The 26,051-nt window shown below is 70.4% G+C and carries 33 protein-coding genes and 1 pseudogene; 18 read left to right on the forward strand and 16 right to left on the reverse strand.

Going from position 1 to position 26,051, the window contains the following annotated elements; genetic code table 11:
- Positions 1–184 precede the first annotated feature (184 nt).
- The 6 genes from P3T35_RS32555 to P3T35_RS32580 all read right to left on the reverse strand — a co-directional run bounded on the left by P3T35_RS32555 (position 185) and on the right by P3T35_RS32580 (position 7,381).
- Positions 185–1,117, reverse strand: coding sequence for an alpha/beta hydrolase (locus tag P3T35_RS32555; protein ID WP_101383220.1), 933 nt, complete (start codon positions 1,115–1,117; stop codon positions 185–187).
- Positions 1,118–1,296: 179 nt separating this feature from the next.
- Positions 1,297–1,611 carry an EthD family reductase gene (locus tag P3T35_RS32560; protein WP_218976724.1) on the reverse strand — a complete coding sequence of 105 codons (315 nt, stop codon included), beginning with the start codon at positions 1,609–1,611 and terminating at the stop codon, positions 1,297–1,299.
- 109 nt (positions 1,612–1,720) lie between these two features.
- The gene (locus tag P3T35_RS32565; protein WP_101383221.1) at positions 1,721–3,157 is read right to left on the reverse strand and encodes an aldehyde dehydrogenase family protein; all 1,437 of its coding nucleotides are present in this window, start codon (positions 3,155–3,157) and stop codon (positions 1,721–1,723) included.
- 110 nt (positions 3,158–3,267) lie between these two features.
- Complete coding sequence (locus P3T35_RS32570; RefSeq protein WP_180356695.1) at positions 3,268–4,566, reverse strand: MFS transporter; 1,299 nt, start codon at positions 4,564–4,566, stop codon at positions 3,268–3,270.
- A 573-nt stretch (positions 4,567–5,139) separates the two neighbouring features.
- Positions 5,140–6,336 carry an FAD-dependent oxidoreductase gene (locus P3T35_RS32575; RefSeq protein ID WP_101383223.1) on the reverse strand — a complete coding sequence of 399 codons (1,197 nt, stop codon included), beginning with the start codon at positions 6,334–6,336 and terminating at the stop codon, positions 5,140–5,142.
- A gap of 100 nt (positions 6,337–6,436) precedes the next feature.
- Positions 6,437–7,381: an RNA polymerase sigma-70 factor gene (locus P3T35_RS32580; RefSeq protein ID WP_101383224.1), complete on the reverse strand. Its 945-nt coding sequence runs from the start codon at positions 7,379–7,381 to the stop codon at positions 6,437–6,439.
- Positions 7,382–7,657: 276 nt separating this feature from the next.
- On the opposite strand from P3T35_RS32580, the gene P3T35_RS32585 reads away from it, so the two are divergent.
- The 5 genes from P3T35_RS32585 (at position 7,658) to P3T35_RS32605 (ending at position 11,601) form a co-directional block, all read left to right on the forward strand.
- Positions 7,658–8,170: a DUF4328 domain-containing protein gene (locus tag P3T35_RS32585; RefSeq protein ID WP_180356696.1), complete on the forward strand. Its 513-nt coding sequence runs from the start codon at positions 7,658–7,660 to the stop codon at positions 8,168–8,170.
- A 422-nt stretch (positions 8,171–8,592) separates the two neighbouring features.
- The gene (locus P3T35_RS32590) at positions 8,593–9,210 is read left to right on the forward strand and encodes a hypothetical protein (RefSeq protein WP_180356697.1); all 618 of its coding nucleotides are present in this window, start codon (positions 8,593–8,595) and stop codon (positions 9,208–9,210) included.
- Between the two features lie 53 nt (positions 9,211–9,263).
- Positions 9,264–10,085: a hypothetical protein gene (locus P3T35_RS32595; RefSeq protein WP_101383227.1), complete on the forward strand. Its 822-nt coding sequence runs from the start codon at positions 9,264–9,266 to the stop codon at positions 10,083–10,085.
- Between the two features lie 381 nt (positions 10,086–10,466).
- Complete coding sequence (locus P3T35_RS32600; RefSeq protein ID WP_218976725.1) at positions 10,467–11,027, forward strand: GNAT family N-acetyltransferase; 561 nt, start codon at positions 10,467–10,469, stop codon at positions 11,025–11,027.
- Between the two features lie 316 nt (positions 11,028–11,343).
- A complete protein-coding gene (locus P3T35_RS32605) occupies positions 11,344–11,601 on the forward strand; it encodes a hypothetical protein (RefSeq protein ID WP_101383229.1) in 258 nt (85 codons plus the stop codon).
- A gap of 204 nt (positions 11,602–11,805) precedes the next feature.
- Here the strand turns inward: P3T35_RS32605 and P3T35_RS32610 are convergent, their stop codons facing one another.
- The 3 genes and pseudogenes from P3T35_RS32610 to P3T35_RS32620 all read right to left on the reverse strand — a co-directional run bounded on the left by P3T35_RS32610 (position 11,806) and on the right by P3T35_RS32620 (position 14,320).
- Positions 11,806–12,306 (reverse strand): beta/gamma crystallin domain-containing protein, encoded by a 501-nt coding sequence (locus P3T35_RS32610; protein ID WP_101383230.1) that lies wholly within the window; start codon positions 12,304–12,306, stop codon positions 11,806–11,808.
- Positions 12,307–12,432: 126 nt separating this feature from the next.
- Positions 12,433–12,840 (reverse strand): annotated as a pseudogene (locus tag P3T35_RS32615) (IS5/IS1182 family transposase); the annotation flags it as partial.
- 100 nt (positions 12,841–12,940) lie between these two features.
- Complete coding sequence (locus tag P3T35_RS32620; protein WP_101383231.1) at positions 12,941–14,320, reverse strand: hypothetical protein; 1,380 nt, start codon at positions 14,318–14,320, stop codon at positions 12,941–12,943.
- 606 nt (positions 14,321–14,926) lie between these two features.
- Here P3T35_RS32620 and P3T35_RS32625 point away from each other — a divergent pair.
- Positions 14,927–15,379: an NUDIX domain-containing protein gene (locus tag P3T35_RS32625; RefSeq protein WP_280708834.1), complete on the forward strand. Its 453-nt coding sequence runs from the start codon at positions 14,927–14,929 to the stop codon at positions 15,377–15,379.
- A gap of 1 nt (position 15,380) precedes the next feature.
- Here P3T35_RS32625 and P3T35_RS32630 read toward each other — a convergent pair whose 3' ends face one another.
- From P3T35_RS32630 to P3T35_RS32640, 3 genes are all read right to left on the reverse strand, one after another.
- The gene (locus P3T35_RS32630) at positions 15,381–15,584 is read right to left on the reverse strand and encodes a DUF397 domain-containing protein (RefSeq protein ID WP_101383232.1); all 204 of its coding nucleotides are present in this window, start codon (positions 15,582–15,584) and stop codon (positions 15,381–15,383) included.
- Positions 15,585–15,682: 98 nt separating this feature from the next.
- Entirely contained in the window at positions 15,683–15,886 is a 204-nt protein-coding gene (locus P3T35_RS32635; protein ID WP_101383233.1) for a DUF397 domain-containing protein, read from the reverse strand.
- Positions 15,879–16,745, reverse strand: coding sequence for a helix-turn-helix transcriptional regulator (locus tag P3T35_RS32640; RefSeq protein ID WP_101383234.1), 867 nt, complete (start codon positions 16,743–16,745; stop codon positions 15,879–15,881). The genes P3T35_RS32635 and P3T35_RS32640 overlap by 8 nt, the downstream gene beginning before the upstream one ends.
- Before the next feature lie 298 nt (positions 16,746–17,043).
- On the opposite strand from P3T35_RS32640, the gene P3T35_RS32645 reads away from it, so the two are divergent.
- From P3T35_RS32645 to P3T35_RS32660, 4 genes are read left to right on the forward strand one after another with little or no spacing between them, the layout of a single operon-like run.
- Positions 17,044–17,460, forward strand: a complete 417-nt coding sequence (locus P3T35_RS32645; RefSeq protein WP_280708835.1) for an ATP-binding protein — start codon at positions 17,044–17,046, stop codon at positions 17,458–17,460.
- The gene (locus tag P3T35_RS32650) at positions 17,457–17,714 is read left to right on the forward strand and encodes a hypothetical protein (RefSeq protein WP_101383235.1); all 258 of its coding nucleotides are present in this window, start codon (positions 17,457–17,459) and stop codon (positions 17,712–17,714) included. The genes P3T35_RS32645 and P3T35_RS32650 overlap by 4 nt, the downstream gene beginning before the upstream one ends.
- Positions 17,702–17,941: a hypothetical protein gene (locus P3T35_RS32655; protein ID WP_101383236.1), complete on the forward strand. Its 240-nt coding sequence runs from the start codon at positions 17,702–17,704 to the stop codon at positions 17,939–17,941. The genes P3T35_RS32650 and P3T35_RS32655 overlap by 13 nt, the downstream gene beginning before the upstream one ends.
- The gene (locus tag P3T35_RS32660; protein WP_280708836.1) at positions 17,938–18,096 is read left to right on the forward strand and encodes a hypothetical protein; all 159 of its coding nucleotides are present in this window, start codon (positions 17,938–17,940) and stop codon (positions 18,094–18,096) included. Before P3T35_RS32655 ends, P3T35_RS32660 begins: the two co-directional genes overlap by 4 nt.
- Before the next feature lie 42 nt (positions 18,097–18,138).
- Here P3T35_RS32660 and P3T35_RS32665 read toward each other — a convergent pair whose 3' ends face one another.
- Positions 18,139–18,462, reverse strand: a complete 324-nt coding sequence (locus P3T35_RS32665; RefSeq protein ID WP_101383237.1) for a putative quinol monooxygenase — start codon at positions 18,460–18,462, stop codon at positions 18,139–18,141.
- A gap of 157 nt (positions 18,463–18,619) precedes the next feature.
- Between P3T35_RS32665 and P3T35_RS32670 the strand changes: the two genes are divergently transcribed.
- The 3 genes from P3T35_RS32670 to P3T35_RS32680 all read left to right on the forward strand — a co-directional run bounded on the left by P3T35_RS32670 (position 18,620) and on the right by P3T35_RS32680 (position 21,233).
- On the forward strand, positions 18,620–19,747 hold the full coding sequence (locus P3T35_RS32670) for an NAD-dependent epimerase/dehydratase family protein (protein ID WP_101383238.1): 1,128 nt from the start codon (positions 18,620–18,622) through the stop codon (positions 19,745–19,747).
- 214 nt (positions 19,748–19,961) lie between these two features.
- Positions 19,962–20,858 carry a phytanoyl-CoA dioxygenase family protein gene (locus tag P3T35_RS32675; RefSeq protein WP_101383239.1) on the forward strand — a complete coding sequence of 299 codons (897 nt, stop codon included), beginning with the start codon at positions 19,962–19,964 and terminating at the stop codon, positions 20,856–20,858.
- A 165-nt stretch (positions 20,859–21,023) separates the two neighbouring features.
- Positions 21,024–21,233 carry a hypothetical protein gene (locus P3T35_RS32680; protein ID WP_180356698.1) on the forward strand — a complete coding sequence of 70 codons (210 nt, stop codon included), beginning with the start codon at positions 21,024–21,026 and terminating at the stop codon, positions 21,231–21,233.
- A 221-nt stretch (positions 21,234–21,454) separates the two neighbouring features.
- Here P3T35_RS32680 and P3T35_RS32685 read toward each other — a convergent pair whose 3' ends face one another.
- A complete protein-coding gene (locus tag P3T35_RS32685; RefSeq protein WP_101383240.1) occupies positions 21,455–21,706 on the reverse strand; it encodes a type B 50S ribosomal protein L31 in 252 nt (83 codons plus the stop codon).
- 49 nt (positions 21,707–21,755) lie between these two features.
- On the reverse strand, positions 21,756–21,920 hold the full coding sequence (gene rpmG / locus P3T35_RS32690) for a 50S ribosomal protein L33 (RefSeq protein ID WP_101383241.1): 165 nt from the start codon (positions 21,918–21,920) through the stop codon (positions 21,756–21,758).
- 175 nt (positions 21,921–22,095) lie between these two features.
- On the opposite strand from rpmG, the gene rpmB reads away from it, so the two are divergent.
- Genes rpmB through rpmF form a run of 5 tightly spaced genes read left to right on the forward strand, consistent with a single transcriptional unit; the run spans position 22,096 to position 24,290 of the window.
- A complete protein-coding gene (rpmB, locus tag P3T35_RS32695) occupies positions 22,096–22,332 on the forward strand; it encodes a 50S ribosomal protein L28 (protein WP_101383242.1) in 237 nt (78 codons plus the stop codon).
- Positions 22,332–22,637 (forward strand): 30S ribosomal protein S14, encoded by a 306-nt coding sequence (gene rpsN / locus P3T35_RS32700; RefSeq protein WP_101383243.1) that lies wholly within the window; start codon positions 22,332–22,334, stop codon positions 22,635–22,637. Before rpmB ends, rpsN begins: the two co-directional genes overlap by 1 nt.
- Before the next feature lie 6 nt (positions 22,638–22,643).
- On the forward strand, positions 22,644–23,831 hold the full coding sequence (locus P3T35_RS32705; protein WP_101383244.1) for a GTP-binding protein: 1,188 nt from the start codon (positions 22,644–22,646) through the stop codon (positions 23,829–23,831).
- Between the two features lie 20 nt (positions 23,832–23,851).
- On the forward strand, positions 23,852–24,094 hold the full coding sequence (rpsR, locus tag P3T35_RS32710; protein WP_101383245.1) for a 30S ribosomal protein S18: 243 nt from the start codon (positions 23,852–23,854) through the stop codon (positions 24,092–24,094).
- A gap of 31 nt (positions 24,095–24,125) precedes the next feature.
- Positions 24,126–24,290, forward strand: a complete 165-nt coding sequence (rpmF, locus tag P3T35_RS32715) for a 50S ribosomal protein L32 (protein ID WP_101383246.1) — start codon at positions 24,126–24,128, stop codon at positions 24,288–24,290.
- Between the two features lie 12 nt (positions 24,291–24,302).
- Here the strand turns inward: rpmF and mdlC are convergent, their stop codons facing one another.
- Positions 24,303–25,928, reverse strand: a complete 1,626-nt coding sequence (mdlC, locus tag P3T35_RS32720; RefSeq protein WP_280708839.1) for a benzoylformate decarboxylase — start codon at positions 25,926–25,928, stop codon at positions 24,303–24,305.
- Positions 25,929–26,051: the final 123 nt, after the last annotated feature.

Below are 26,051 nucleotides of genomic sequence, written 5' to 3' on the forward strand. Positions count from 1 at the left end.
GGGGGGCGCGCGCCGGGCCACCCGGCCCCCCGCGGGGGGGGGGGGGGGGGGGGGGGGGGGGGGGGGCCCCCCCGGGGCGGGGGGGGGGGGCCCCCCCCCCCCCGGGGGGCGCCCCCCCCCCCCCCGCAACTCCTCCACCAGTGCGTAGAGCCGAGCAGTGCGGTTCATGAGGCTGACGCTACCGTCACGCGCCGGCCAGGAAGTCCCGCTCACGCTGCAGTTCCCGCTCGGTGACGGTCAGCGGGAAGAGGGTGAAGCCGTGCATCGCGCCGGCGACGACGCCGAGTTGCACGGGCGCCCCCGCCGCCTGCCACCGCTGGGCCAGGAACAGCGAGTCGTCCAGCAGCGGATCCTCGGTGCCGACGACGATCCGGGCGGGCGGCAAGCCGGTCAGGTCGGCGAAGAGCGGCGAGACCTCCGGATCGCGGCGCTGCTCCGCCGTCATCCCAGGCGTGAAGAGCTCATAACTGCCCCGAATCGAGTCGGAGTTGCTCAGCAGCCGCCGGGAGCCGAACAACCGCTGGCTCGGTGTCATCGACAGGTCGTACGGGCCGAAGAGCAGGTGGGCCGCCCGGAACGCGCCGGTGATGCCGTGCCGGTCGCGAAGGCGCAGCAGTGTCAGGACACTCAGGTGGGCACCGGCCGATTCGCCGCCGATCAGTAGCCGTTGGGTACCGAACTCGGCCGCTGCGTGATCCACCAGCCAGCGGGCGGCCGCTTCGCAGTCGTCGGGTCCGGCGGGGAACGGGTGCTCCGGCGCCAGGCGGTACTCCACGCTCACCACGGCCAGCCGTGCCTGCACGGCGTGCCGCCACAGCCTCTCGTCCTGCCCGTCCACGGAGCCGAACGCCCAGCCACCGCCGTGTATGTGCAGGTACACGCCGTCCACGTGCTCCGGCACGAACACCCGGACTTTCACCCCGCCCGCGACGACGCGGTCCTGGCCCTGCGGCAACCTCACCGGCGGCGTGTCGCCACCGAGCCGGTTGCGCCGCAGGGACGCCAGCAGGGCGGCGTCCGGCGCTTGCGTGCGGGCCGGGCGGCTCGCGGCCGCCGCCTCGAACTGCTCGTTGAATGCCAGGGTTTCGGCGAGGCAGTCCTCGTCTGTGATCGTCATGATCCGATGGTTGCAGCCGTCCGCGACAACACCATGTCACCTTTTCCCAGTGACCCGCGTCACAGTCCCCCGTTGCCCGTGGCGGTGTCACCTCGGGCGCCGGGGCAACGAGTTCGAGGCAACCGCAGGGCTCGGATACCGCGGGGCTCGGATGCCGCGGGGTTCAGATTCCGCGGGGTTCAGACGACGTCCAGTTCGATGGCCATGCTGCGCTGCGCCGACCAGCCGCGGAGCACCACACCGTCAGCAGCGGTTCGCACGCCGATGTCGCCGGCGAACGCCTCCCGCAGGGCGGTCATGCTGTCCCAGTCGAGCTGGGCGACCTGGTAGTAGGGCTCGCCGACGATCGGTGCCGGGTTGCGGGACAGGGTGAAGCGGCGCAGACCCGGCAGCTGCTTGCACAGCGGGATGTGCACCTCTCGGTAGTGCTTGTCGAAGGCCTCCGGATCGGACGGGGTGTCCCAGAGAACGAGGAACCTCGCAATACGCGCCATCTGCTGCTCCTTTCAGTGGCTTCCGCACATGTGGCTTCCGGTCAAGTGGGTTCTGGGTAGCGGCAGTTGCGTTCGTATCGCCCGGACCCACGACGGGCGGCGCCGCACGCTACTCGGCGATCGTCACCCAGCGCAGCTCGGTGAAGAACTCGATCTCCCGGCTGCCGCCGAAGGAGCCGTACCCGCTGTCCTTCATCCCGCCCATGGGCGCGGTGGGCTCCTCCATCAGCGTGTGTGTGTTGACGTGGGTGGAGCCGTGCCGCAGCCGCCGCGCGAAGGACAGGGCCTTGAGCGTGTCGCGGGTGAACACGCCGCTGGCCAGGCCGTATTCGGTGTCGTTCGCGAGCGCGAGCGCGGCCTCGTCGGAGTCGACGGTGTAGAGCGAGGCGACCGGGCCGAAGGTCTCCTCGTAGTAGATCCGCATCTGAGGGGTGAGGCCGTCGATGACCGTGGCCGGGTAGCGGTTGCCGTCCGCCGGGCCGCCGCCCAGCAGCACGCGGGCGCCCTTGGACACGGCGTCGGCGACCAGGCCGGCCACGCGCTCGGCCGAGCGCGGGTTGATCAGACCGCCGACGAGCGTGTCCGGCGCGTCCGGGTCGCCGGCCGGGGCCACGGCCGCGGCCTTGACGAACTTCTCGGTGAACTCCTCGGCGATGTCCTGGTGGAGGATGATCCGGTCCACCGAGAGGCAGATCTGGCCGGAGTTGTTGTAGCGCCCGTAGACGATCTCCCGCACCGCGTGGTCGACGTCGGCGTCGGCGAGCACGATGATCGGATTCTTGCCGCCGAGCTCGAGGATGGCCGGCTTGAGGTACTTGCCGGTGAGCTCGCCGATGATGCGACCGACGCCGGTGGAGCCGGTGAAGGTGACCCGGCGCACCCGCGGGTCGGCGATCAGCGCCTCGATGATCGCCGGGGCGTCCTCGCGGTCGTTGGTGACGACGTTGAGGACGCCGGCGGGGAGCCCGGCCTCGGCGAGCACATCGGCGAGGAACAGGCCCGAGGTGATCGGAGCGTCCTCGCTGGGCCGCAGCACGACCGTGTTGCCGACGGCCAGCGCGACCATCATCGCCCGCGCCTCCAAGATCAGCGGGGCGTTCCACGGGACGATGCCGACGACCACGCCGGCCGGCTCGACCATGGCGAGGGAGAGCTGCCTGCGATCGGTGGACGGGATGTGCCCGGCCAGGGCGGTGGCGGCGGTCGCGGCCTCGCGCATGTTGCGCGCGGTGACGAAGACGTTCTGCCGCGCCCAGTTCCGGGTGCCGCCGGTCTCGGCGATCATCGCGGCCGTGTACTCCTCGAGCCGGCTCTCGAGCAGGTCGGCGGCCTTGACCAGCACGTCGCGCCGCGCGGCGGGTGCCAGCCCGGCCCAGAGCGGGAAGGCGTCGTGGGCCGCGTCCACGGCGGCGGTCACATCCTCGGGACCAGCGGCCGCCACGATTGCGTAGACCGCGCCGGTGCTGGGGTCCAGGTCCTCGGTGGTGCGGCCGGAGCGGGCGGGGACGGACGTGCCGCCGATGAGCAGTTCACGCTTGATGGCCATGAGTTGCGGGTTCCTTGGGTGTCGTAGTGCGCAGGCGCTGCCGGAAGGTTCTGACCGGCCGGGGGAGAAGGTCGAGGGGCGTTCGGCGGCGTCGGCCGCCGACCGGCGGATCAGTGCGCGCGGGTCAGCACCGGCACACCGCCCGGGCAGGGCGCGTGGTCGTGGTGCGCGGGCAGCGGAGCCGCTTCGCGGGCGGCCGCCGACGGCCGCCGGTGCCGGAGCGAGGCGAGCACGGCCAGCGCGACCAGGGCGACGACGCCGATGCCGTAGCCGTACGCGCTGGTGAACAGGCCGATGTGCACCACCGCGACGCCCGCGCACACGGCCGGCACGCTGGTGCCGAGGTAGCAGACCACGTAGATGGAGGCGACCGTTTCGGCCCGGCGCTCGACCGGGGAGAGCCCGGTCAGGGTGCGCAGCGCGCCGGAGAAGGAGGGCCCGAACCCGGCCCCGGCAACGACCGTGCCCACGTAGAACAGCCAGGTCTGCTTCGTGGCCAGGGCAGCCATCGCCAGTGCCACACCGGCCAGCAGCAGGGCCGAGCCGCCGTAGAGCGCGCGCTCCACCGACCAGCCGCGGCCGTAGACCGCCATCAGCACGCCGGTGCCGTTGAACGCGGAGATGACCGAGGCGCCGATCAGGTGGTTCGAGGAGTGGGTCAGGGCGCCGACGATGGAGGGCCCGAGCGACAGGTAGAGCCCGGTGAGCGCCCAGGTGGCGACGAGCGCGGGGGTCAGGCCGAGGAAGGCGCCGCGCACCTGCGGCGGCAGCCCCAGATGAGGCTTGAAGGAGACCGGGACCTCGCCGCGCCGCACGGTCTCCGGCACCGCCGCCGTCAGCAGCAGCAGTACTGCGAAGCCGACGCCCACCAGGATGTAGACCAGCCGGGTCGGGGCGGGCGCGAACTGCACGAGCAGCCCGGAACCGATGGCCCCCAGCGCGATCCCGCCCGAGGAGGCCACGTTCGTCATCAGCGCGCCGAGCTTGGACCCGGGCTTCTGCAGGTCGATCAGCATCGCGCTGACCGCGCCGGAAGCGAGCCCGTTGGCCACGCCCTGGAGGATGCGCCCGACGAAGAGCCAGGCGACCCCGTGCGCATCGGCGAACACGGCCATCGAGGCCAGTTCGAGCACCGCGCCGGCCGCGAGCACCGGGCGCCGGCCGATCTGATCCGAGAGCGAGCCGGCGAACAGCAGGGTGAGCAGCATCGCCAGCGAGTTCATCGCGTACACGACCGTTACCGTGATCGGCGAGAACCTCCAGTCATGCTGGTAGATCCCGTACATCGGCGACGGTGCCGTGGAGGCGACCAGCAGCAGGCACATCATCGCCGCCAGCGTCCAGAACGCCGCGCCCCTGGGGAGGATGACGCGGCCGGGCGCCGCGGGCGCCGATGCGTCGGTGACCATGCTCTTCCTTTCGAATGTCGCGATCCCGACGCCGCGTCGTCGGGCGGCCCGCTCCGCCATCGCCGCGAGATCGGCGGCGATGGCGGAGGTGACGTCCCGTCATGGCCCGTCGTACGGCCTGTCGTACGGTCCGCCGCCGACGCGGACAGGTCGGTTTCGCAGCTGCGGGTCGCTACCCGGCTGAGGGCGTGACCGGGTGCGTCTCGCAATCCGCCGGACGGGTGAGCTCCAGGACCCGTGGTCCGTACCCGGTGCCGGTCGCGCCGCTGCTGTCGACGGCGAGTCGACGTCTGTCCATCCGTCCCCCTCGGTTCGGGGATGACGTTAGGCAGGCGCCACAACGCCGCTGTATCGCCGTTGTATCGCCGCGCTATCGCGGGCGAACGTGGCGGGGTGGTGCGGACGATGACGTGGTCTCTGTCGCCGCTGCGGCCGCTGTGGCCGCTGTCGCCGCTGTGGCCGCTGGCGCTGTGGCTGCTGTCGGATTCGCGGAGTTCGCCAGGCCCGGTCCGGCGGATCAAGTGACGCGAAGCCCACCGCTCCGAGACCACCGCACCCGGTTGGGCGACGAGCTCAGGCCGTCGCCTCCACGGTCGAGCCCGCGCGGGTCTGCCGCTGCACGATGCGGCGGCGCCGGGACGGCATCCCGAGCGTCGGGTTGGCGACGCTCCAAGCCGCGCCCTTGCAGACCAGTTCCTTGTAGCCGGCGGCGATCCGACCGGTCAGGGCCGCCCGGACCGCGCGGTCGTCGGCGGTGACGTACTGGATCAGGCCTTCGCCGCGGCCCAGTGAGATGCACTGGTTGAAGTAGCGGAGCGGCACCTTCGGGAGCTTCCCGCCGGTCAGGCGCGCCGCGATGCCGTCCGCGGCCAGCCAGGCCGTGGGGATGCCCGAGGCGCACGACATGCGCAGCGGCTTGCCGCCGGGGCCCGTCACCATGGCCGCGTCACCGATCGCGTACACGTCCGGGTGCGAGACCGAGCGCATGGTCCCGTCGACCACGATCTGCCCTGTGCCGGTGACCTCCAGGGCGCTGGCCTTCGCCACCGGGTGGACCGTGAAGCCCGCAGTCCACACCGTGACCGCCGCCGGGATCGACGTGCCGTCGGCGGTGGCCACGCGGTCCGCCTCGACGCTGGTGACGGCGACCTGCTCGTGCACCGTGATGCCGAGCTTGTCGAAGACGTTCCGCAGGTGCCGGCGGCCCTTGGGCGAGAGCCGGTCGCCGAGGCCGCCGTGGGTGGCCAGGGCGACGTCGAGGTCCGGGCGGGCCTCGGCGATCTCGGCGGCGGCCTCCAGGCCGGTGAGCCCACCGCCGACGACGAGGACGGGCTGCCCGGCGTCCAGGCGGGCCAGGCGTTCACGCAGGCGCAGTGCTCCGGGGCGGCCGGCGATCTCATGGGCGTGCTCGGCGGTGCCGGGGACGCCCTGGTCGGTCCAGCCGCTGCCGAGGGCGTACACGAGGGTGTCGTACGCCAGCTCCTCGGTGGTCGTCACGTTCGTGACGGCGACGGTCCTGCGGTCGACGTCGACGCCGGTGACCTTCGCGAGCTTCAGCTCGATCCCGGTGCCCGCGAGCATCTCGCTGAACGGCCGGGGCTTGAGGCCCCGACCGACCGCCAGCTGGTGCAGCCGGACGCGCTCGACGAAGTCGGGCTCGGCGTTGACGAGGGTGATGGCGACGTCCTCGCGGTGCAGCCGCCTGGCGAGCCGCCCGGCGGCGATGGCTCCGGTGTATCCGGCTCCCAGAACGATGATCCGGTGCTGCATGTCGCTTCTCCTGTCTCGCGCGGATTCGCGGGTTCGGCACTTGAACCGGGCGGCCCGCCGTTTCCTGACAGGAGTGCGATGTGAAGCGCGTCACATCGGTTCAGAAGGCGCTGAGCAGGGGTTCCCCGTGATCGGAGGTCGCCCAACGCCCGGTCGCGCGAGCGAGCTTGTCGGGATTGACCTGGTTGCGGAACGCGGTGATGCCCTCGGCGGTGATCTCCAGGCACATGACGCCGACGACCCGGCCATCGACGACCGCCACGACGGCCGGGCCGCCGTTGGCGGTCGTGACGTACACGTCGGCCGAGCCACCGACGATGGCGCGCTTGGCCGTGCCGGGCTTGAACAGGCCCCGCATGAACTTCGCGACCGCGAGGCCACCCTCGACCACCCTGGCGCGCGCCGGGATCTTCCCGCCGCCGTCGCCGACCGCGATGGCGTCCTCGGCGAGCAGCCGCACGAGCGGCTCGGTCCGGCCACTCGTGGCGGCTGCGAGGAACTCCTCGACGATCCGCCGGGCAGCAGCCCCGTCGATCTCGCTGCGGGCCTTGCCGTCCGCGATGTGCTTCTTGGCGCGGTGGAAGATCTGCTGGCTGGCGGCCTCGGTGATGTCCAGGATCTCGGCGATCTCCCGGTGCGGGTAGTCGAACGCCTCCCGCAGCACGTACACCGCCCGCTCGTTGGGGGAGAGCCGCTCCATCAGCGTGAGGATCGCGTACGAGACCGATTCGCGCTGCTCGGCGGTGTCGGCCGGTCCCAGCATCGGGTCCCCGGCGAGCAGCGGCTCGGGAAGCCACTGGCCGACGTAGGTCTCGCGCCGCACACGGGCCGAACTCAGCTGGTTGAGGCACAGGTTGGTGAGCACCTTCGTCAACCAGGCCTCGGGGACCACGACGCGCTCGACATCGGCGGCCTGCCAGCGCAGGAACGTCTCCTGCACGGCGTCCTCGGCCTCGCTCGCGGAACCGAGGAGCCGGTAGGCAATGGCCTCCAGGCGGGGCCTGAAGGCCTCGAAGCGCTCCACGTCGGCCATCGTCAGGGACATGGCCCGATCCTAGCGAGCCGGCCTTCTGCCACTGCGAGCCGGCCATCCGCGCCTCGCTCACGGGGAGGCCCCTGAGCAAGGAGAGGGTGATGGACACTGCGTGGACTTCCCCCTCACGATCCCCCTATCCTCCAGGCGATCTCTGCGGTGACCAGCACCGCAGGCATGTCCCGTGGGGGTCCGTCCGTGAAATCAGCACCTGTTGGCGAAGCAACGCGTCCGAGTCCACGCGCCGTCGCCTACCGAGGAAAGCTTGCTGATCCTCGACCGCTGGCCGTGGCCACGCAGGTGTTGATCGTCATGCATGCCGTCCTGGGAACGGCTGATGGCATCAGCCCAACGTTCTTCGCCGAGACCGCCCGGCTCCCGATACCTCTGTTCCTGGGCATCGTCGTGGTGTTCCTCTGTTGGTTCCGGCGCTGCCGGCTCAACGCTGAGGTCTTCGCACCCGGCACACACAAGTACCCGGCGAAACATGCGGTCGGGACGTGGTTCACTCCGGGGGTGATGTGGTGGGCTCCGCGCCGCATCACGCTGGACGTCTGGCGCGCTAGCGGTGCGACCGGCAGTCCCTGGGTGATCAACGCCTGGTGGGCGGCCTGGCTCGCCAAGTCCGTAGGAGTCACGGCCTACATGGTGATCGACCTGAACGGAAACCCGAACTCGCCCGCCACCGTTCTGGTCGACGTCGTCGCCTCAGCCCTGGCAATCCTGATGATCCAGCAGGTGACTGCCGCTCAGAACACGAAGGCGAATGCGGTGAACGGTCAGAGTGCGGAGAAGAGCTGAGAGCAGCCAGGCTAAGCTCGGCCTCTGACTGGCCGTTGCGGCCCGTGGTCCGGGCATCCGGGCGGGGACCGGCAGCGCGTGCGCCTGAGCAGTGAGCCGCGCCGGCGGCCCGCAGCAAGGCGCGAGGTGGGCCCGCCCCGGGGCTATGGGGCAGGCCAGGTGGTCCCTGAGGTGGGGCCAGACCTAGGGCCCCAGGGGGCCCTTTCGACCCGGCGCTGCCGCGCGATCCGGTGGAGCCAGTGGAGCCCGATGACCCTGGACGCGTTCGCCACCCGCTGGGGCTCCAGGCAGCTCGTTCGCCCTCGTGGTCGAGACCCTCGCCACCGCAAGGTGGCGGCCGGGTGCGCCCGTACGGGTTGACGTTCCGTCGACTCGGCGCGGAGCTCCGGCGAGCGGCCCGCCGTCCGCGTCACCATGGCCCGGTGGATCGGACAAGTACCAGGCTGCTCGCAGCGGTCGGCATCCTGAGCGCGGGGGCGGGGCTGCTGCTCGCCTGCTCGAACGGGTCCAGCAGCAGCGGGGGCAGCGGGACAACCACCTCGTCGCCGTCACCAACGGCCACCGGGTCAGCAGCGCCCACCGGTTCGTCACAGTCGACGGGCGGCAATGGCGGCGGTGGCGGTGGTGGCAGCGGTGGTGGCGGCGGTGGTGGCGGCAACGGTGGCGGTGGCGGCGGCAACGGCGGGTTCAACTCCGCCGGGCGGCTGTCGGACAACTTCAGCGGCTCGTGGCCGAATTTCGCCCCGATCGTCGCGAACACCTCCAGCAGCTCTCCGTTCGTGGGAACCGTGAGCGTGACCGAGTGCACGAGCGGATCCCATCCCGCGCATCCGAACCCGTCCGCCTTGACCATCACGGTGCCGCCGGCCTCGTCGACCACCGCCCCGCCCTTCATCTTCTCCGGCGGCAACACCGACCCGGCGGCCGTCCATGTGGTGTGCGCCCGGCTGGCCGCGCAGGGCGACGGCGAGCAGAGCCAGCGCTACACCGTCAGCCCGTCGGCCGCGGCGCCTCCGCAGAGTCCCGGGGCGTCGCCCTGACCGCACGCGAGGAGGGCGCGGAGCCGCGCACGCTGGCGGGCTGGGCGGGCGCGGTGGCCTCCTTCGTCGCCCCCACCACGTTCGTCACCGCGCTGCTGTTCTACTTCGGCTTCGCCTACACCGACGCGCTCTACGAGCAGTTCGGGGTGGACGCGGCCACCCTGGGCTTCTCCAGCCAGGACTACCTGCTGCGCAGTGCGAGCCCGCTCTTCATCCCGGGCTTCATCGCCCTCGCCACCGGCCTGCTGCTGATCCTCGCCTACTACCTGGCCGGCGCGGTCGCCGACCGGGACCCGGACGACCGGCTGCGGACGGGCGTCCGGTACGGGTCGTACGGACTGGTGGTGGTCGGCGCCGGCCTGTTCGTGCTCGGCATGCTGGCCGGGTTCTCGGTCTGGCGGACCAGGGAGATCGTCACCCCGCTGCTGCTCGGCGGCGGACTGCTACTCGCCTACTGCGGCCGGGTGTTCGCGCTGCGCAGCTCCGGGACTCGGCTCTCGCTGCGCCGGGAGCAGGGGGCACTCGCGTTCGTGGTCGCCCTGGTGGTGCTGACGGCCTTCTGGGCGACCAACGCGGCGGCCAAGGCCCACGGCCGCGCCGACGCCCGGACGCTGGCCGACCACCTCTGGCTCCGCCCGGAAGTCCGGGTGGACACCACCGAGCGGCTCTACTTCGACTACCCCGGCGTCCAGGAGACCGTCCTGCCACCGGACGGCCCCGCCCAGCGCTTCCACTACCGCTACGACGGCCTGCGCCTGCTCGCGCAGTCCGGCACTCGGATGTTCCTGATCCCGGACCAGTGGACCGGCGGGAAGGGATACGTCCTGGCGATGACCGCAGACCCGAACGTCCGGATCGCCTTCCACCCCTACTGACGGACAGCCGGGGCGAGAGCCGTGACTTGGCCGGGTGACGCCCTGGCCGTTCGCCGAACGGCGGCAGCAGAGGCCGGTGGTCCTGGGGCGTGAGATAGGCGCAGGGCAGCGGGTCGACAGCCCGCGCGAGGGCGGTGGCTCGCTGGGCCAACGAGGTCGACCTGGCCCTGCTCAGGTGGCCGCCGGCGGGAAGGCGAGCGCCAGCACAACGTGTGGCACAGCATTGAGCACCATCACCGTCCGTCATCTGACGTTCGCCCAGTGAGCCTCCTCCAGTAGGGTGCCGGGACGATCCAGTCAGGGGAGGGACATGTGATGGTGCCGGAGCTCGCGGGTGTCTGGGTAAGAGGGCTGGCAGCCGCTCGGCGGAGCCCGCAGCCGGTGGAGGTCGCGTGGGGGCTTCGGGTGGACGTCGGCCGCACCAGGGAGCGGGTCCGGCACGTGCTGCTGCGGTCCGATGAGGCGAGTGTTCGCGCCGCAGCAGCGACTGCCGACGAGCCGAACGTCTGGATCAAGGCGTTCGTCGTGCCCGAGCAGGGGTCGGCGTGGCTCGGACCGGACTGGCAGTACCGCGGCACCGAGTTCGTGATGACCACCGCCCTGACGAATCCCGCCCCGCGGCTGCCGGACGGCTACGCCGTGAGTGCCGAGGAGACCGACGGCATCGTCCACGTCCGGGTGCGGACCGTCGAGGGCGATGTTGCCGCCGCCGGATACGCGACCGTTACCGACGGCGTGGCGGTCATGGACCGGGTCGCCACCTACCCCGAGCACCAGCGCCGCGGCCTGGGCACGCTGGTGATGGACACCCTGGCCGCCACCGCTGTCGAGCGCGGCGCCCACACTGCCGTCCTGGGCGCGACCGACGAGGGCCGGGCCCTCTATGAGTCACTCGGCTGGACTCTGCTCGCACCCTTGGCGGGCTTCGTCCACCAGCCTTGAGGCCTGGCCTGGCGTCCCTCCGCAGCGGGTGGATCAGAACGATCCGGGTTGGCCGCTGTTACTGCTCGGCAGTTTGTCGGTGTGGCACCCCGCAAGTGCACAACGGCCCGGGAATACCCTTGTGTTGGCACAACGTCAGGAGCTGGAGGGGAATGCCGGGGACGATCTGTGCCGGCTGCGGAGGCAGCGGCCGAGAAGCTGACGCACGAGATGACCGGGCGATTGGCCCGAACGCCGAGCCGATCAATCACGACCGATACCGTCCAGGACGTGTGCACTACGTGTGTCGGCTCCGGCAAGCAGCAACACTGACAGCATGAGCGACGACGAGCAGCAGCCCACGGGATCCGAGTTCGTGAAGTTCCGGTTGAAGTGCCCCAACTGCAACGAGCAGGGGATCCGCCACCGGGCCCGCATGGGGGCCCGCGCCTACATCCGTCACGACGGCCAGGACTCCATCGCGGTCGGCACCAGCTACATCCCGGAGACCTGCTCCGACTGCGGTGGGTCGGGCTTCCTGCCGCTGGGCTCCGGGGAGTGGAAGGGGCGCCCCAAGCCCGACCCGTTGGACTGACCAACGGCCCTGCCTGAGCCCGTCAGTAGGCTTTGGTCGGGCCGGGCCTTCGCGCGGCGGAAGCGTGCGGGGCTCGAAGGAAGCACGGCTACGCAGCGCAGGAACGGCTCATGCTGCGGAGCAGATCGGTGGCGGTGCCTGGGCTGTGAAGTGATTCGTGTGGATACGAGGTGCTGGTCATGGTCGGCCAGACCGCGGACCGGCTCAGAAGATCTTCATGCCGTCGAGATCCACCCCGCCAGCATGGTTCGGGAAATCGAAGTAGGTGTACTTCCCGACCGGGGTGGAGGGCTGCCAGTTGCCGTCCGCCTCGTACTGCACGACGTTGTTTCCCGTCGAGAAAGCATCGAGCCAGCAGCCGCCGAAGCACGAGAAAGTCCATGTTCCAGCGTTGGCGAAGCAGGTATATTCGCTCCGCGGACTGTCGTTCCCCTGATGCCACCAGACCTGCAGGTAATCACTGCTGTCACAGGGGACGATGGACATGTTGGGGTTGGCGGTTGCTGCCGACGCGTTTCCGGCGCGGACAACCACTGACAGTCCGAGGGCCGCCAAGGTGGCAGCGAAGGCGACCGCGATCTTGCGCTTCAGGCGTGTCACGAGAGTTTCCTTTTGGTCCAGTTCGAGGGCGATGCCGCTGCGCTCGACGTGTGCAGCCAGGCAGGTGCCGACCGCCGGCCACACCACGGAACGCCTCAGGTCCATTGACTCTTTCGTATCGGCCGACGCGCCGTGCGTATCGCCCTGCTCACAGGGGTATTTGAGGGATTGCCAGAATCCTCACAAGGGAACGACCCGAAACAACGTCCGAATTGGCATTGCCGACCGGCGCCGGTGTTTGCCGGACCACCACAGGTCTGCGCCGTTCGGACCCAGGGCCGCGACGCGGTCGGCGCGGATGACCGTGCCGTCCAGGTTCAGGTGTGTCAGGCCGGCCGCCTTGACGTTCTCCAGCACCTCCTTGAGGTCCGGCCCGCCGGCGGCCGGGACCTCCAGGCTCTCGTGCGGATAGCGGTACGTCGTTGGTGCTGACACGCCGTTGTCGCAGGCGAGTTGGGCCATACGTGCGCCGTCGATGAACCAGCGCAGGACCAGCACCGCCTGCCGGAAGCAGACCGGAGTGCGGCGTCCACGACGTGTGCCGAGCTCGGCCCTCTTGTCGCTCAGCAGCCTGGCCAGGTGCTCGGCGGTCGCCCGGCGCACGTCGAGAACGGCGGTGTATGTGACCCTGGTGGACACGTGAGGCCCCTCGGTCGAATCTGATCTGTCGCAAGATCGTTCCTACCAGGGGCCTTACGTGTGCCCGTAGTTGGCACCCCGTCTTGGTGACGGTCAGTGGTCAGGGGGTCGGGGCGATGGTCAGGCAGGAGGTCGAGGGAGGCGCGGTGAATCCGGTGCCGGTGACCGTCGCGGTCTGTGCGGCCAGGCAGGCCGGGGCGATCATCGCGAACTGCACGAACCCCGCGCCGCGCGCCGTGTCCAGGGTGTCGAAGGCCTGGGTTCCGGAGATGTTGACGGGCCAGCCGGGGGCGGCGGGGCAGGACGGCGCCGCGTCGATGCTGTTCTTCGTGTTCGTGCCCGCTGTGTACGGACCGAGGCTCGGCGACGTGATGGTCGTGGTGAGCTGCGGGCCGTTGCCGGTGCCGGCGATCTGACGCACGCAGTTGTTGAGATTCAGGTAGCGGTTCCCGAGCATGTCCAGTGGCTGGGTTCCGGAGATGTTGACGGGCCAGCCGGGGGCGGCGGGGCAGGTCGGCGCGGTGTCGATGGTGTTCTTCGTGTTCGTGCCCGCTGTGTACGGGCCGAGGCTCGGCGACGTGATGCTCGTGGTGAGCTGCGGGCCGTTGGCGAAGAGCTGGCGGTCGCAGTTGTTCATGTTGATGTAGCGCCGCCCGAGCAGGTCAAGCGCCTGGGTGCCTTGCAGGTTGATGGGCCAGCCGGGGGCGGCGGGGCAGGTCGGCGCCGTATCCGCCGAGTTCGAGACGTTCGACCCCGCCACATAGGGGCCGAGGCTCGGCGACGTGATGCTCGTCATGAGCTGCGGGCCGTTGGCGGAGAGCTGGCGGTCGCAGTTGTTCATGTTGAAGTAGCGCTTCTTGCCGAACTCCATGACACCGCTGGTCGCGCCGACGGGCTGGCCGAACAGGCCGGCCGTCGGGGAGATGGTGAGCGTCGAGCCGGTCCAGACGGCGGCCTCGTTGATCGCGCCGGACTGCCCCGTATCGGTGTTGCAGATCAGCGAGGAGGTCCTGCCGTCGGCTTCGGTCAGGGTGGGCGTAGCCTCGGAGCCGGCGGGAGTCGTCGGGTTCAGGCACACCATGGTGGAGTTGGGCGCCAGGGTGAAGCCGGGCGGAAGCGTCGTGGACACCTGCGCGCCCGTGTGCTCGACCGGGTCGGAGTTGTTGTACCAGGCGCGCACCAGCACCGTGGCGCCAGGGGGGACAGTGGGGTTGGACGACCAGGTTGCCCCGTTGTCCGTGGAGTACAACAGGCTGCCGGTCGTGGCGGCCGTCGCTGGGGCGGCCGCGAACAGCGGCGCCCCCACAAACCCCAGGGCCATTGTGGCGGCGGCGACTTGGCGGGTCCACGACCTCGAGCTGTTCGGTTGCACGGTGTCCTCTCGGGCCCCGCGGCCGGAGGCGGCGGTGGCCTGCGCGCCGGTGAGCCGACAGGCGGATGCCAGGGTGGTAGTGGTGGCAGCCCAGCGGGAGAACTTCATGGTAGCTCCAAGGAGTTGCCTGGAAGTGGCAGCACAATTGATAGCTGAGCCATCTGTCTAGCGCGCCTTTTTTGTCCCCTACAGCACTCGAAATGGTGATTCGCAATCAAATCACGGTTAAAGCTTGGAAAGTCGGTAGTCCTGAGCGGGCCCATCGCCCTTGCTGGTCAACGACGTCCAGGGCGGGTGCTGGACGGTCGCGCCGGTTCCGCCGATTACGCTAGCAACGAGACCTTATCGAGAAGCCTCACTCCGATGCCCGACGGAGTGATCCCGTCCTGGTACGGGTTGACGCTCATTTACCGGCCTGCGAGCTCGGCGGCCTGCCGATCGAGCGGTTCCACCAGGCCCTGATCGCCGAGGGTGCGACCGAGTTCGACCGGCCCCCTGCGCGAACTCCTGCTCTACCAGCACCCGGACTCGCTGTTCCCCCGGCCACCCGCACCACCACCGCCGGTATCTGCCCGGTTGCTTCCCCATCGCCGAGCCCGCCTACCGCGACACGATCAAGCTCCCGGTCTGGCATCGTGAGCAGGATCTCGCGCCGGCTGAGCAATACGTCCGCGCGGCCGCCAAAGTGAGTGACCATCACAAGGAGGTGCTGACGTGAGCGTTATCTCCCCCGAGTTCCTGTCCGGCCTGGTCAGCGATGCCCAAGCCGACGGCATCACCGGCTTCGTGGCCGCCGCCGTCGTCACCGATGCGGACCGGGTCCTTCTCCTGTGGCGCAAGCCCGACGACTTCATGGGCGGGATGTGGGAGATCCCCTCCGGCAAGGTCGAGGACGGCGAGACCATTCTCGAAGCCCTCCACCGCGAGACCACCGAGGAGACCGGGCTGATAATCGACATGGTCAACGGCTACATCGGGCACTTCGACTATCCGAACAGCCGCGGTGGCACCACCCGCCAGTTCAACTTTGCCGTCACAGTGGCCAAGGCCGAACCCGTCGTTCTGACTGAGCACGATGCCCACCAGTGGGCCCTGCTCGGCGACCTGCCTGAGGTGAGCGACGCGGTTCGCAAGCTGATCGCGCCTCGGCAGGGGCCGGTGGGCTGAGTCAGCTGGTGTGGTCGGCGTGGTGGTCGAACTCGCCGGCCTTGATGCCCTGGAGGAACTTGGCGAACTTGATGGGGGTGGTGCGGACGATGATGTCGCCGGTGTCGGATTCGCGGAGTTCGACCAGGCCGTCAACTGTGCGAACCTCAATACAGTCGTTGTTCGCCGCGCTGTAGCTGGACTTCTGCCACTGTGAGCTAGCCATGATTGCTCTCCACTTCGATGGCTGAGGAGCACTGGGGCTGTTCTACCCAACGGCGCGCCCCTCGCACCGGGGTGGTGGCGAGGGGCCGTTGGGGTGGGTCAGTTGGTGTGGTCGGCGTGGTGGTCGAACTCGCCGGCCTTGATGCCCTGGAGGAACTTGGCGAACTTGATGGGGGTGGTGCGGACGATGATGTCGCCGGTGTCGGACTCGCGGAGTTCGACCAAGCCGTCAACCGTGCGCACCTCGACGCACTCGTTGCTGTTGGTGCTGAAGCTGGACTTCTGCCACTGAGAGCTAGTCATTGCTGTCCTGCATCTCTTTCATGATAGAGCGAATGAAATCTCGTGATTCGTTTTCTGATAGCGCGATAGACCCGATGCGCTCAAGGGCCGCGCGATAGCGTCCGAGCCGAGCAGGTGAGTCGAAGAGGTGGGAACCATAAAATGCATCCACCTGGATAGTGTCCAACTCCGGTACTGGCCCTGCCATGTGGGCGAAGTCCTCACTTGGGAGGGGAAGGTCAGCTACCTCGAATGGCACGACTCTGATGGAGATCCCCGGATGTTCGGAGACCTCAAGCAGTGAGAAGAGTTGGTCCCGGAGCACTGCACGCCCGCCATACTGGCCGCGTAGGGCGGCTTCATGCAGGAGTGCCAAGTATGGCGTCTCGCCTGACCGGACGACCTGCTGCCTACGCAGGCGGAAGGTTGTCCTGAGGTCGATCTCTTGCTGGGGAAGCGGCAGCAGCCCTTTCGTGAACAGGGCGTTGGCGTAGGACCGCGTCTGAAGTAGCCCAGGGATGTAGGTCATGGCGAAGTGGGTGAGCTCCCTCGCGTGCCCTTCCAGCTCTGCCACATCGAGGAAGTCGGTCGGGAGGACTCCCCGATACTCCTCCCACCAGCCGCGTGCTCCCCGGTCGGTGATGATGTCAGCCAGGGCGTTCACCAGGGGCTCATTGGTGCACATGCACAGCTCGGCGATGGTGTACAGGCGCTCCACGCTGATGCCGGTCTTCGCGGTCTCCATCTGCGTGATCTGGGCGGGGGCACAGCCGAGCAGGCGGGCGAGTTGGCTGCCCCCGAGGTTGGCCTGCTCCCGCATCCTCCGCAGTTCGACGCCCAGGCGGCGTTGACGAAGAGTCGGGTTCGCTCGAAGGGCCATGTCGTCCTTTCTATAGGTGCTGGGACCAGTCTGCCTCAGCCTCCAGCCTGGTCGTAGCCACGAAAGAGGGAACTTCCCGGCAGTCGCCGTAAAGTTTTAGGCGACCTGCGCTATGGTCGGTGTCACACCGATCCGACGGATCGTCAGTAACGCCTGTTCCCAGGGCAGTAGGCGCCCGCTGCCCCCGCACCGCAGAGCAGTCACGCGCGGCATCAACCAGCCGTGTCCTGGCCTGGTTCACGGCGACGCGTCCGCCGACGGATGACACTCACCCCCCAGCACATCCCGGAGGTTCCCCGTGCGTACCTTCACCCTGCCCAAGAGCCCCGAGCCGCCCGACTGGTCCACCGCCCGCGAGGAGTTGCGCGAGGCCATGGCCGGCGCTGGGTGGCCCGACGACCTGATCGCCGATGCCGAACTCGCGTTGCACGAGCTGTTCGTCAATGCGTGGAAGCACGGCGGCAGTTCCGCGCCCGTCGTGGTGGTCGCGCTCCTCGGCGAGCCCACCCGCGCTCATACTCACGCCCTGCGCACGCTCCGCGTCTCCGTGGCCGACGACAGCCCGACGCTCCCCGAGCAGCGTAGCTCCGCCGACCCGTACGAACTCTCCGGCAGAGGCCTGCACTTGGTCCGCTCGCTCACCCACCGGTTCGGCGCCGCGCCGCGCAAGCACGGCGGCAAGAGCGTCTGGTTCGAGCTGGACTCCGCCGCGTGAGCGCCGCCCGTCCCGCGCCGATCGCGCCGGCCGACCCCGGGATGCGCGACTACACCGAGGCCCAGGTCACCGAGCTGATCAGTGAACTCCAGGAGTGCGGAGGCCCGTTGGGCCTGCTCTGGGGGTCGGCGCGTACCAGCGGCACCGTCGACGGCCACGTCCTGGTCAACTTCGGCAACGCCCCGGTCAGCACCCTCCTCAACCTGCTCAACCTCATCCGGTATGCGGAAGGGAGCGGGCTGTGGGAGTCCTGATCACCCTCGTCGACAAAGGGGCGCACGTCGAGCGGACCACCGTCGCCCACCTCGACGTCGAGACCGTCCCGGACGCGGCCCTCCAAGTCCGGGTCACCGTGGACCTCGACATCCACGCCGGCCCCGGCGAGCAACTCGCGCTCGCCCTCACCCGGCAGCAGGCCGAGCAGTTCCTCCACGACCTCGCCGCCCGCCTCGGGCGCCGGCTCATCGGGCTGAGCCAGTGAGGTCAGCCGTCCCCGACGCCCTGATCGCCATCGTGCTCGCGGTCGTCTTCACGCTCGCGCTCGCGAGTCTCGTCCTCGGCGTCGTCGCGACGCTCAGGATGGCCAGGGCCGCTGACGAGGAGCAGTGGGCGTCGCGCCAACGACCCGGGCGCTGACAGCGGCGCAAAGCACACCCACCGCCGCACCCTGATGAGGCGTCAGTCGAGCCCGAGCTCGCCCAGCTTGCTCCAGCCGTTGGCGCCCTCGATGGTGGTGCTGACGATCTGCGGTGCCCGTTGGACCAGTGGGCGCATGGTCTCCATCGCCGCCCGGAAGTGGTCCGAGTTCACGTGGGCCTCGCCGGCGTCGTCCTGGAAGGCCTCGACGAGCACATAGGTGTCGGGCTCCTCGGCACTGCGCGACCACTCGAACCAGAGGTTGCCGGGTTCGGCGCGGGTTGCCTTGGTGAAGGCGTCGACGTGGGACAGCCAGGAGTCGGCGTACTCGGGCTTGACCGGGAATTTCACCACGATGAAGATCATTCACCGAGTCTAGTCCTCGAGTTCGGGTGGCTCCCGTGACGCCGCCGGAGGCAGGGCGATGCGGTGATTGTCGGGTTGTCGTCGGAATCGCCCGACACGGGGGCATGGGGCCGTGCGGTCCGGGCGTCGCGAAGCGGCTGCCGTTAGCGTCGGCCGCATGGTCACCGCGCCGGGCCCGGCCCGAGTCCTCGTCACTGGCGGAAGCGGCTTCCTCGGCACCGAGATCTGTCGGCAGCTCACCGCTCGTGGCACCGAGACCGTCTCGTTCAGTCGCCGCCCGAGTCGCACACTTGAGCAGCTCGGTGTGCGACAGGTGCACGGCGACCTCCTCGACCGCGCCGCCCTCGACCGGGCGGTCGCCGGCTGCGACGCCGTCGTCCACAACGCGGCCCTCGCGGGCATCAGCGGCGCGCCGGGCCCCTACTGGCGCACCAATGTGGCGGGTACCCGTGCCGTCATCGACCGCTGCCGCGCCCACGGTGTGCGCACCCTGGTCCACACCTCGACCGCGAGCGTCGTCTTCCGCCCCGGCGGCCTGGAGAACGCCGATGAGCGCCTCCCGTACCCCGTTCGGCATCTGGCCGCCTACCCGCGCACCAAGGCCGTGGCCGAGGCGCTCGTCCTCGACGCCAACGGCCCCGAACTCGCGGCCCTTTCGCTGCGTCCGCACATCATCTGGGGGCCGGGCGACCCGCACTTCCTGCCCGCCCTGACCCGGCTGGTCCGCCGCCAGGCCCTGGTCATGCCGGGCAGCGGCGCCAACCTCGTCGACACCACCCATGTGCGCACCGCCGCCCACGCCCACCTGCTCGCCCTCGACCGGCTGCACCAGGGCCAACCCGTCGGCGGCCGCGCCTACTTCATCGCCCAGGGCGAGCCGCTGCCGCTCGGCGGGTTCCTCGCGCTGCTGCTCGCCACCGCCGGCATCCGCGCCACCTGGCGGCCTGTGCCGGTCCCGCTCGCCGTCGCCGCCGCGGTGGCCCGGGAGGCCGTGGGTCGGCTGCGGCGCGGCACGGGTGGCCGCACAGGCGCCGGGGCTGGTACCGACCCAGGCGCCGGGGCCCGCAGCCATACGGGCACCGGCACCCGTGACCTCAGCCGGTTCCTGGTCGCCGAACTCGTCCACCCGCACTGGTTCGACCTGACCGCCGCCCGGAGGGACCTCGGTTTCACGCCGCCCATCGGCCTGGCCGAGGGGATGCATCACGCGTTCGAGGCCGCCGGGCGTCCGGGTGGCGGTGCGGGCGGGATCGCTGACCTGCTGTCCGGGCTGGCGCTCGACTAGGCCCTGCCTGGCGTGTGGCGCTGATCACACTTTCGGGATGCAACCTGATGGGTGGGTTAGCTGGTTATGGGGGGTAGTAGTGCGGGATTCGTGGCGGGGGTGTGTCTCGTGCTGTCTTCTCATGATGGTCCCCCGTGCATGCGCCTTATCGAACATTAGTTTCATTAAGGCGGCCGTCGGTTCCATTGACGGTCGCTCATGACCGGGGGGATCCATGACTCTCATCGACAACACCGTGCCCGTTGCGCCGATGACCAGCGAGCAGCGCGAGCAGTTCGAGCGCGACGGCTACCTGGTGGTGCCGGGGGCCCTCAGCAGTGCCGAAGTCGAGTACTACACGGACGTCCTGGACCGGCTCTACGAGCAGGAGCGGGCTGCCGGGCAGGTCTCACCGGCGGGTGCGATGCACAAGTTGAGCGCGGTGGCCAGCCTGCCGGAGGTGGTCGACCTGATCAACCACCCGAACACCTTCCCGCTGGTCTGGTCGATGCTCGGCTGGAACGTGCACATCTACCACTCGCACCTGGACGTGCACCCGACGATCCGGGTGCCCAAGCCGTACCGGTTCGAATGGCACCAGGACGGCGGCCGCCAGAACCGGGAGATCGAGACCACCCCGCGCCCGCGTCTCTCCGTGAAGATCGCCTACTGGCTGTCGGACGTCTCCGAGACCGGTCGGGGCAACTTCAAGGTGGTGCCCGGCAGCCACCTGCGCGACCGGATCGACGGGCCGCCGCGCCGCGACATCCGCTGGCCGGAGCCGGAGGGCGGGGTCGAGGTCACCGCGAACCCGGGCGACGCGGTCTTCTTCGACCGGCGGCTCTGGCACACCCGCACCGACAACTACTCGGACATCACCCGCAAGGGCATCTTCTTCGCCTACTCCCACCGCTGGTCGCACGGCCGCGACGAGAACGACGCCCTGTTCGCGCACGAGGCCTTCGCCGACTTCTCCCCGGTGCAGCGCCAGCTGCTCGGCGCCAAGCTCGCCACCGAGGGCCAGGTGCCCGGCGACCACCAGTGGGGCCACTACCCGGAGACCACGCCGCTTTACGGCTACCTCCAGGAGCACGGCCTGTTGGACCCGGCGTACCCGCCGCTGATGCCCTGACGGACCCGAGCGGCCCCGGTCCGGGAGGGCCGGGGCCGCATGGCCGCCGTCGCTCGTCGCTCGTCGCTCGTCGCTCGTCGCTCGTCGCGCGTCGGGCGTCGGGCGGAGACCGGGAGTGCGGGCCGCGCGGGCGCCATGGTGCCGGTGTCCCGGCCCGGCGGACTCATGAGCACGGCGATCGGCAACGAGGCGCCACCGGAGACACCGCCGGAGACCCAGGGACTGGACGACGTCGCGGTGGTGCTCGGCGGCGTGATCCCCGATGAGGACCGGCCGGCCCTGCTCGCCGCCGGAGTCGGCGCCGTCTTCGGCCCCGGCACGCCGCTGCCCGTGATCGCCGAGGGCATCCGGGATGCGGTGCACCGACGATGGTGACGGGCGGCCGCGGACCGAGGATGTCCGGATGCGGACGTCAAGCGCTGGTGGATGAGTAGCCGGTGCCGGGCAGCGGCAGACCAACTCCCAGGCCGGCAACGGGTTCTCGGCCTGTCAGCGGGTTGGGCCATGGCCGGCCGTCTAGGTGCCGGGCGGGCGCCCCGCCCCGCCCTGGGCCGGAGTGCGGCGCAGCCCGGGGTGGTTGGTGGACTCGCGGGACGTCAGCCGCGGGCGCTGCCGTAGCGGCGGTTGAACCGCTCGACCCGGCCGGCCACGTCCACCACGCGGGACTTGCCGGTGTAGAAGGGGTGGCTGGCGGAGGAGACCTCGACGTCGATGACGGGGTAGCTGTTGCCGTCCTCCCACTCGATCGTCTTGTCGCTGGTGGCGGTCGACCTGGTGAGGAAGGCGAGCCCGCCGGCGCGGTCGCGGAAGACGACGGGGCGGTAGGCGGGGTGGATGTCGGGCTTCATGGGTGCGCTCCTGGGGGTGACTGAGGAGTGGGGGCCTGGGGGCTGAGGGTCAGCGCTCTTCGCGGAACTCGACGTGGCGGCCCAGTACCGGGTCGTACTTGCGCAGGACCATGCGATCGGGGTCGTTCCGGCGGTTCTTGCGGGTGACGTAGGTGTAGCCGGTGCCGGCGGTGGAGCAGAGCTTGATGATCGGGCGCAGTTCGCTGCGGGCCATGGCGGTCCTCCTCAGGGCGGATGGGCTCGGGTGGGGTCGGTAGTCAGTCTACAGTGAAATGAAATCCGTTTTCATCTGGGCTATGGTGGAACGGTGCTGCGGGCACGGCGCGCCCGGCCCTGGGCTGCGCCGTGCCCGCACCGTTCGCACCTGCCCGACGGAAAGGAGGCGGACCATGTCCGCCCACTGCCAACTGACCGGCCGCAAACCGGGTTTCGGCAACTCGATCTCGCACTCGCACCGGCGCACCCGGCGCCGTTTCGACCCCAATATCCAGCGCAAGCGGTACTGGCTGCCCAGCGAGGGCCGCCATGTGCGGCTCACGCTCAGCGCCAAGGGGCTCAAGACCGTCGACGTGATCGGCATCGAGGCCGCTGTCGCCCGGATCCGGGCCCGAGGGGAGAAGGTCTGATGGCCAAGCAGAGCAAGATCGCCAAGAACGAGCAGCGGCGCGCCGTCGTCGCCCGGTATGCCGAACGCCGTGCCGAGCTGAAGCGGATCATCGCCCATCCGAGCACCAGCCCGGAGGAACGCGCCGCCGCCCAGCGCGAGTTGGCCGGCCAGCCGCGCGACGCCAGCGCCACCCGGGTGCGCAACCGGGACGCCGTGGACGGCCGCCCGCGCGGCTACCAGCGCGCCTTCGGCCTGTCCCGGATCAACCTGCGCACCCTCGCCCACGCCGGCCAGCTCCCCGGTGTCCGCAAGGCCAGCTGGTAGGCCGGCATGACCGACCACCTCAAGCTCCCCGTCGTGGTCGTCGCCGGCCTCCATGACGACGAGCGCCGCCAGGCCGTCGACGAACTGCTGCACCGCTGCATCGACGCCGTGGTGCTCCACCACGACCTGCGGGACGCCTCATTCGGCGTCGTCCACCGCCAACTGCGCGACAAGCAGCGCGTCTTCGAGCACGCCGAGGCGCCGCTCAGCAACGACTGCTCCTGCTGCGCGCTGCGCGAGGACCTGCTGCCGGAGCTGCTGCGCATCGCCGACGCCGGTCAACACGGCTTGGCCATCGTCGAGTTGTGGGGCGGCAGCGATCCGCACCCGGCGGTCGAGCTGATCGCCGGCGGCGAGGTCGGCGACCGCTGCCTGAACGAGGCGGTCGAACTCGCCGGTGTCGTCACGGCGGTGGACCCGATGCGGCTGGTCGGCGAACTGTCCGTGCCGGACGAGCTCGTCGAGCACGGAGAGCACACCGCCGGCCAGGACACCCGTACCCGGGCTGAGGCGCTCGCCCACCAGATCGAGTACGCCACCGTCCTCGCCGTCCCGAGCGCCCGTGCCGACGAGGACGCCCCCGAGCGCCGCGCCGGGCTCGCCATGCTGCGCCAACTGCACGCCACCGCCCGCGTCGTGCCGCTCGCGACCGGCGCCCTGATCCGGGCGGCGCTGGGCGGCTTCGACGTCGCGGCGGCCCGCGACCGGGTCAACCCGGCCATTGCCCAACTGCCGCAACCGCAGGACCGGGCGGGAGTCGCCACCCTGGTCTGGGAACGCCGCCGCCCGCTCCACCCGGCCCGCTTCCACGAGGCGTTGGAGCACCTCGTCCCGGCCGCCCAGCGCAGCCGTGGCCGCTTCTGGCTCGCCAACCGCCCCGAGTCGATGTTCGCCTGGGACGCCGCGGGGGCGAACCTCGCGGTGGAGGACTGCGGCCCCTGGCTGGCCACCCTCTCCGATGCCGACTGGGACGACTACCCGCCCACCCGCCGGGCCGCCGCCGCCCTCGACTGGCACCCCCTGCACGGCGACCGGATGCAGCAACTGGCTTTCACAGCAGAAGGATTGGATGTCGACGGCATCACCGAGCTGCTCGACTCCTGCCTGCTCACCGACGCCGAACTCACGGCTGGGGAGGACGGCTGGAAGGCCCTGCCGGACGCCTTCGAGGACCTGCTGGACCCGATCCTCTGACCCGCACAAGGAGACCACCCATGGCCAAGCGCCCCGGAACCGGACGGCCGGCCAAGCCTCGCCCAAACCCCCTGATCGAGGCCGGCATCACCTACATCGACTACAAGGACACCAACCTGCTGCGCAAGTTCATCTCCGACCGCGGCAAGATCCGCAGCCGCCGGGTCACCCGGCTCACCGTGCGGCAGCAGCGCGCCATGGCCCGGGCCATCAAGAACGCGCGGGAGATGGCCCTGCTGCCCTACTCCTCCGCCGCCCGCTGACAGCACCCTTCGACCACCCAGGAGTTGCCCCATGGCCGTCCCCAAGCGCAAGACCTCCCGCAGCAACACCCGGCACCGCCGGGCCCAGTGGAAGGCCGCCGCCCCGCAGCTCGTCCCCCTCACCATCGACGGGCGCGAGCACCTCGTCCCGCGCAACCTCGTCAAGGCGTACCAGCGCGGGCTGCTCACCCCCTGAGCCAGGGGCGGCTCAGAGCCCCGCGTTCTGGGGCTGGGTGGCGACCACGAGCACCGTGGGCCCGTCGGCGGCCAAGGCCTGGGTGAACTCGTCCTCCAAGCCCTTGGCGCTGTCGACGTTGACCGCGTGGCAGCCGAAGCCGCGGGCCAGCGAGGCGATGTCGAGGCCGGGCAGGTCCAGCCCCGGCACGCCCGGCGTCTGCTCAAGCTCCGCGAAGGACTTGAGGATCGAGTACTCCCCGTTGCGCATCACCACGTAGACGATCGGCAGTCGGTGCTGGGCGGCCGTCCAGATGGCCTGTACGGAGTACTGGAACGAGCCGTCGCCGATCAGGCCGATGACGGGGCGGGAGACGCCCCTGGCGCGATCGGCCAGCGCGACCCCGACGGCCGCCGGGGTGGCCCAGCCGATGCCGCCGCTGGCCGTGGCGAAGAACGAGCCGGACCTCACCGTCGGAAGCCACTCCAACTGCTGGGGCATGGTCGACGTCGACTCGTTGACGATCACCGCGTCGGGCGGCCTGACCCGGCTGAGCGCGGCGTAGACCTCCGGCGGGGTGAGCGGGCTGCTCGGTGTCGACGGGAGCCGGCGGGGCCTGGCCATCGGCACGGGCGCGCTGCGTGCGGACCCGTCGGCGACCTGTTCGAGCAGCAGGTCGATGGCGGCCTTCGGGTCGCCGAGCAGGCTGTCACCCATCCGCGCGGCCGCGGCCACGTCGGGGTCGCCGGTGATCTGCAGCAGGCTCGTGCCGGCCGGGAGGTAGTCGCCGGGAACGTACGGGTAGTACCGGAACACCTCGCCGCCGATCACCACGACCAGGTCGTGGCCGGCCATCCGGTCCCCGATCTCCTTGATGGAGATCCCGAGCGGACCGCAGAACAGCGGATGGTCCTCGGGGAAGGAGGCGCGGTCCAGCAGCGGCGCCCCGTACACGGCCGCGCGCAGCCGCTCGGCCAGGGCGACCGCCGCGTCCCAGCCGCCGCCGCGGTCCACCTCCGGTCCGAAGACCAGGGCGGGCCGGCTGCTGGCCGAGATCCGGTCGGCGAACAGCCGCAGCCGCCGCTCGTCCGGCAGCACCCGCTCGCTGACGCCGCGCAGCCGGGCGGGGCCGGCCAGCGGCCGCTGCCAGTCGTCGAGCGGAATCGACAGGTGGACCGGCCCCGCCGGCGGCTGCAGCGCCATCGCATAGGCCCGCATGAAGGCCTCCGGCACGTCCTCGGCGCGGGCCGGCTCGTACGACCACTTCACCCATGGCCTGGGGAACAAGGTCGCGTCCCGATTGGCCAGGTAGGGCTCGCCGATGAGCATCTCGCGGTGCTGCTGCCCGGAGGTGACGATCAGCGGGGTGTTGCCGTGGTAGGCGGTCACCAGGTTGCCCAGAGCGTTGCCCAGCCCCGCCGAGGAGTGCACGTTCACCAGCGCCGGACGCCCGGTGACCTGGGCGAAGGCGTCGGCCATGGCGATGACGGAGGCCTCCTGGAGCGCCAGCACATAGCTGAAGTCGTCGGGGAAGTCCTGGAGGAACGGCTCCTCAGTCGAACCCGGGTTGCCGAAGACCGTGGTCAGGCCGAGGGTGCGCAGCAGGTCGTAGGTCACGCTGTGGACGGTGGACTGCGGGGACATGGACTGCGGGGCCATGGACACCACCAGGTCTTCGCGGGCGCGGCGGGCGCGGGGAGTTGTCCGGTGCAGTATGCGCCGGCGGGGCGCTGCTGTCAGGGGCGCACGGGTCGTGTTCGGGGGAGGTTGCGTCGTTCGGGT

It is taken from the genome of Kitasatospora sp. GP30 (genome assembly GCF_029892145.1).
GTDB lineage: Bacteria > Actinomycetota > Actinomycetes > Streptomycetales > Streptomycetaceae > Kitasatospora > Kitasatospora acidiphila.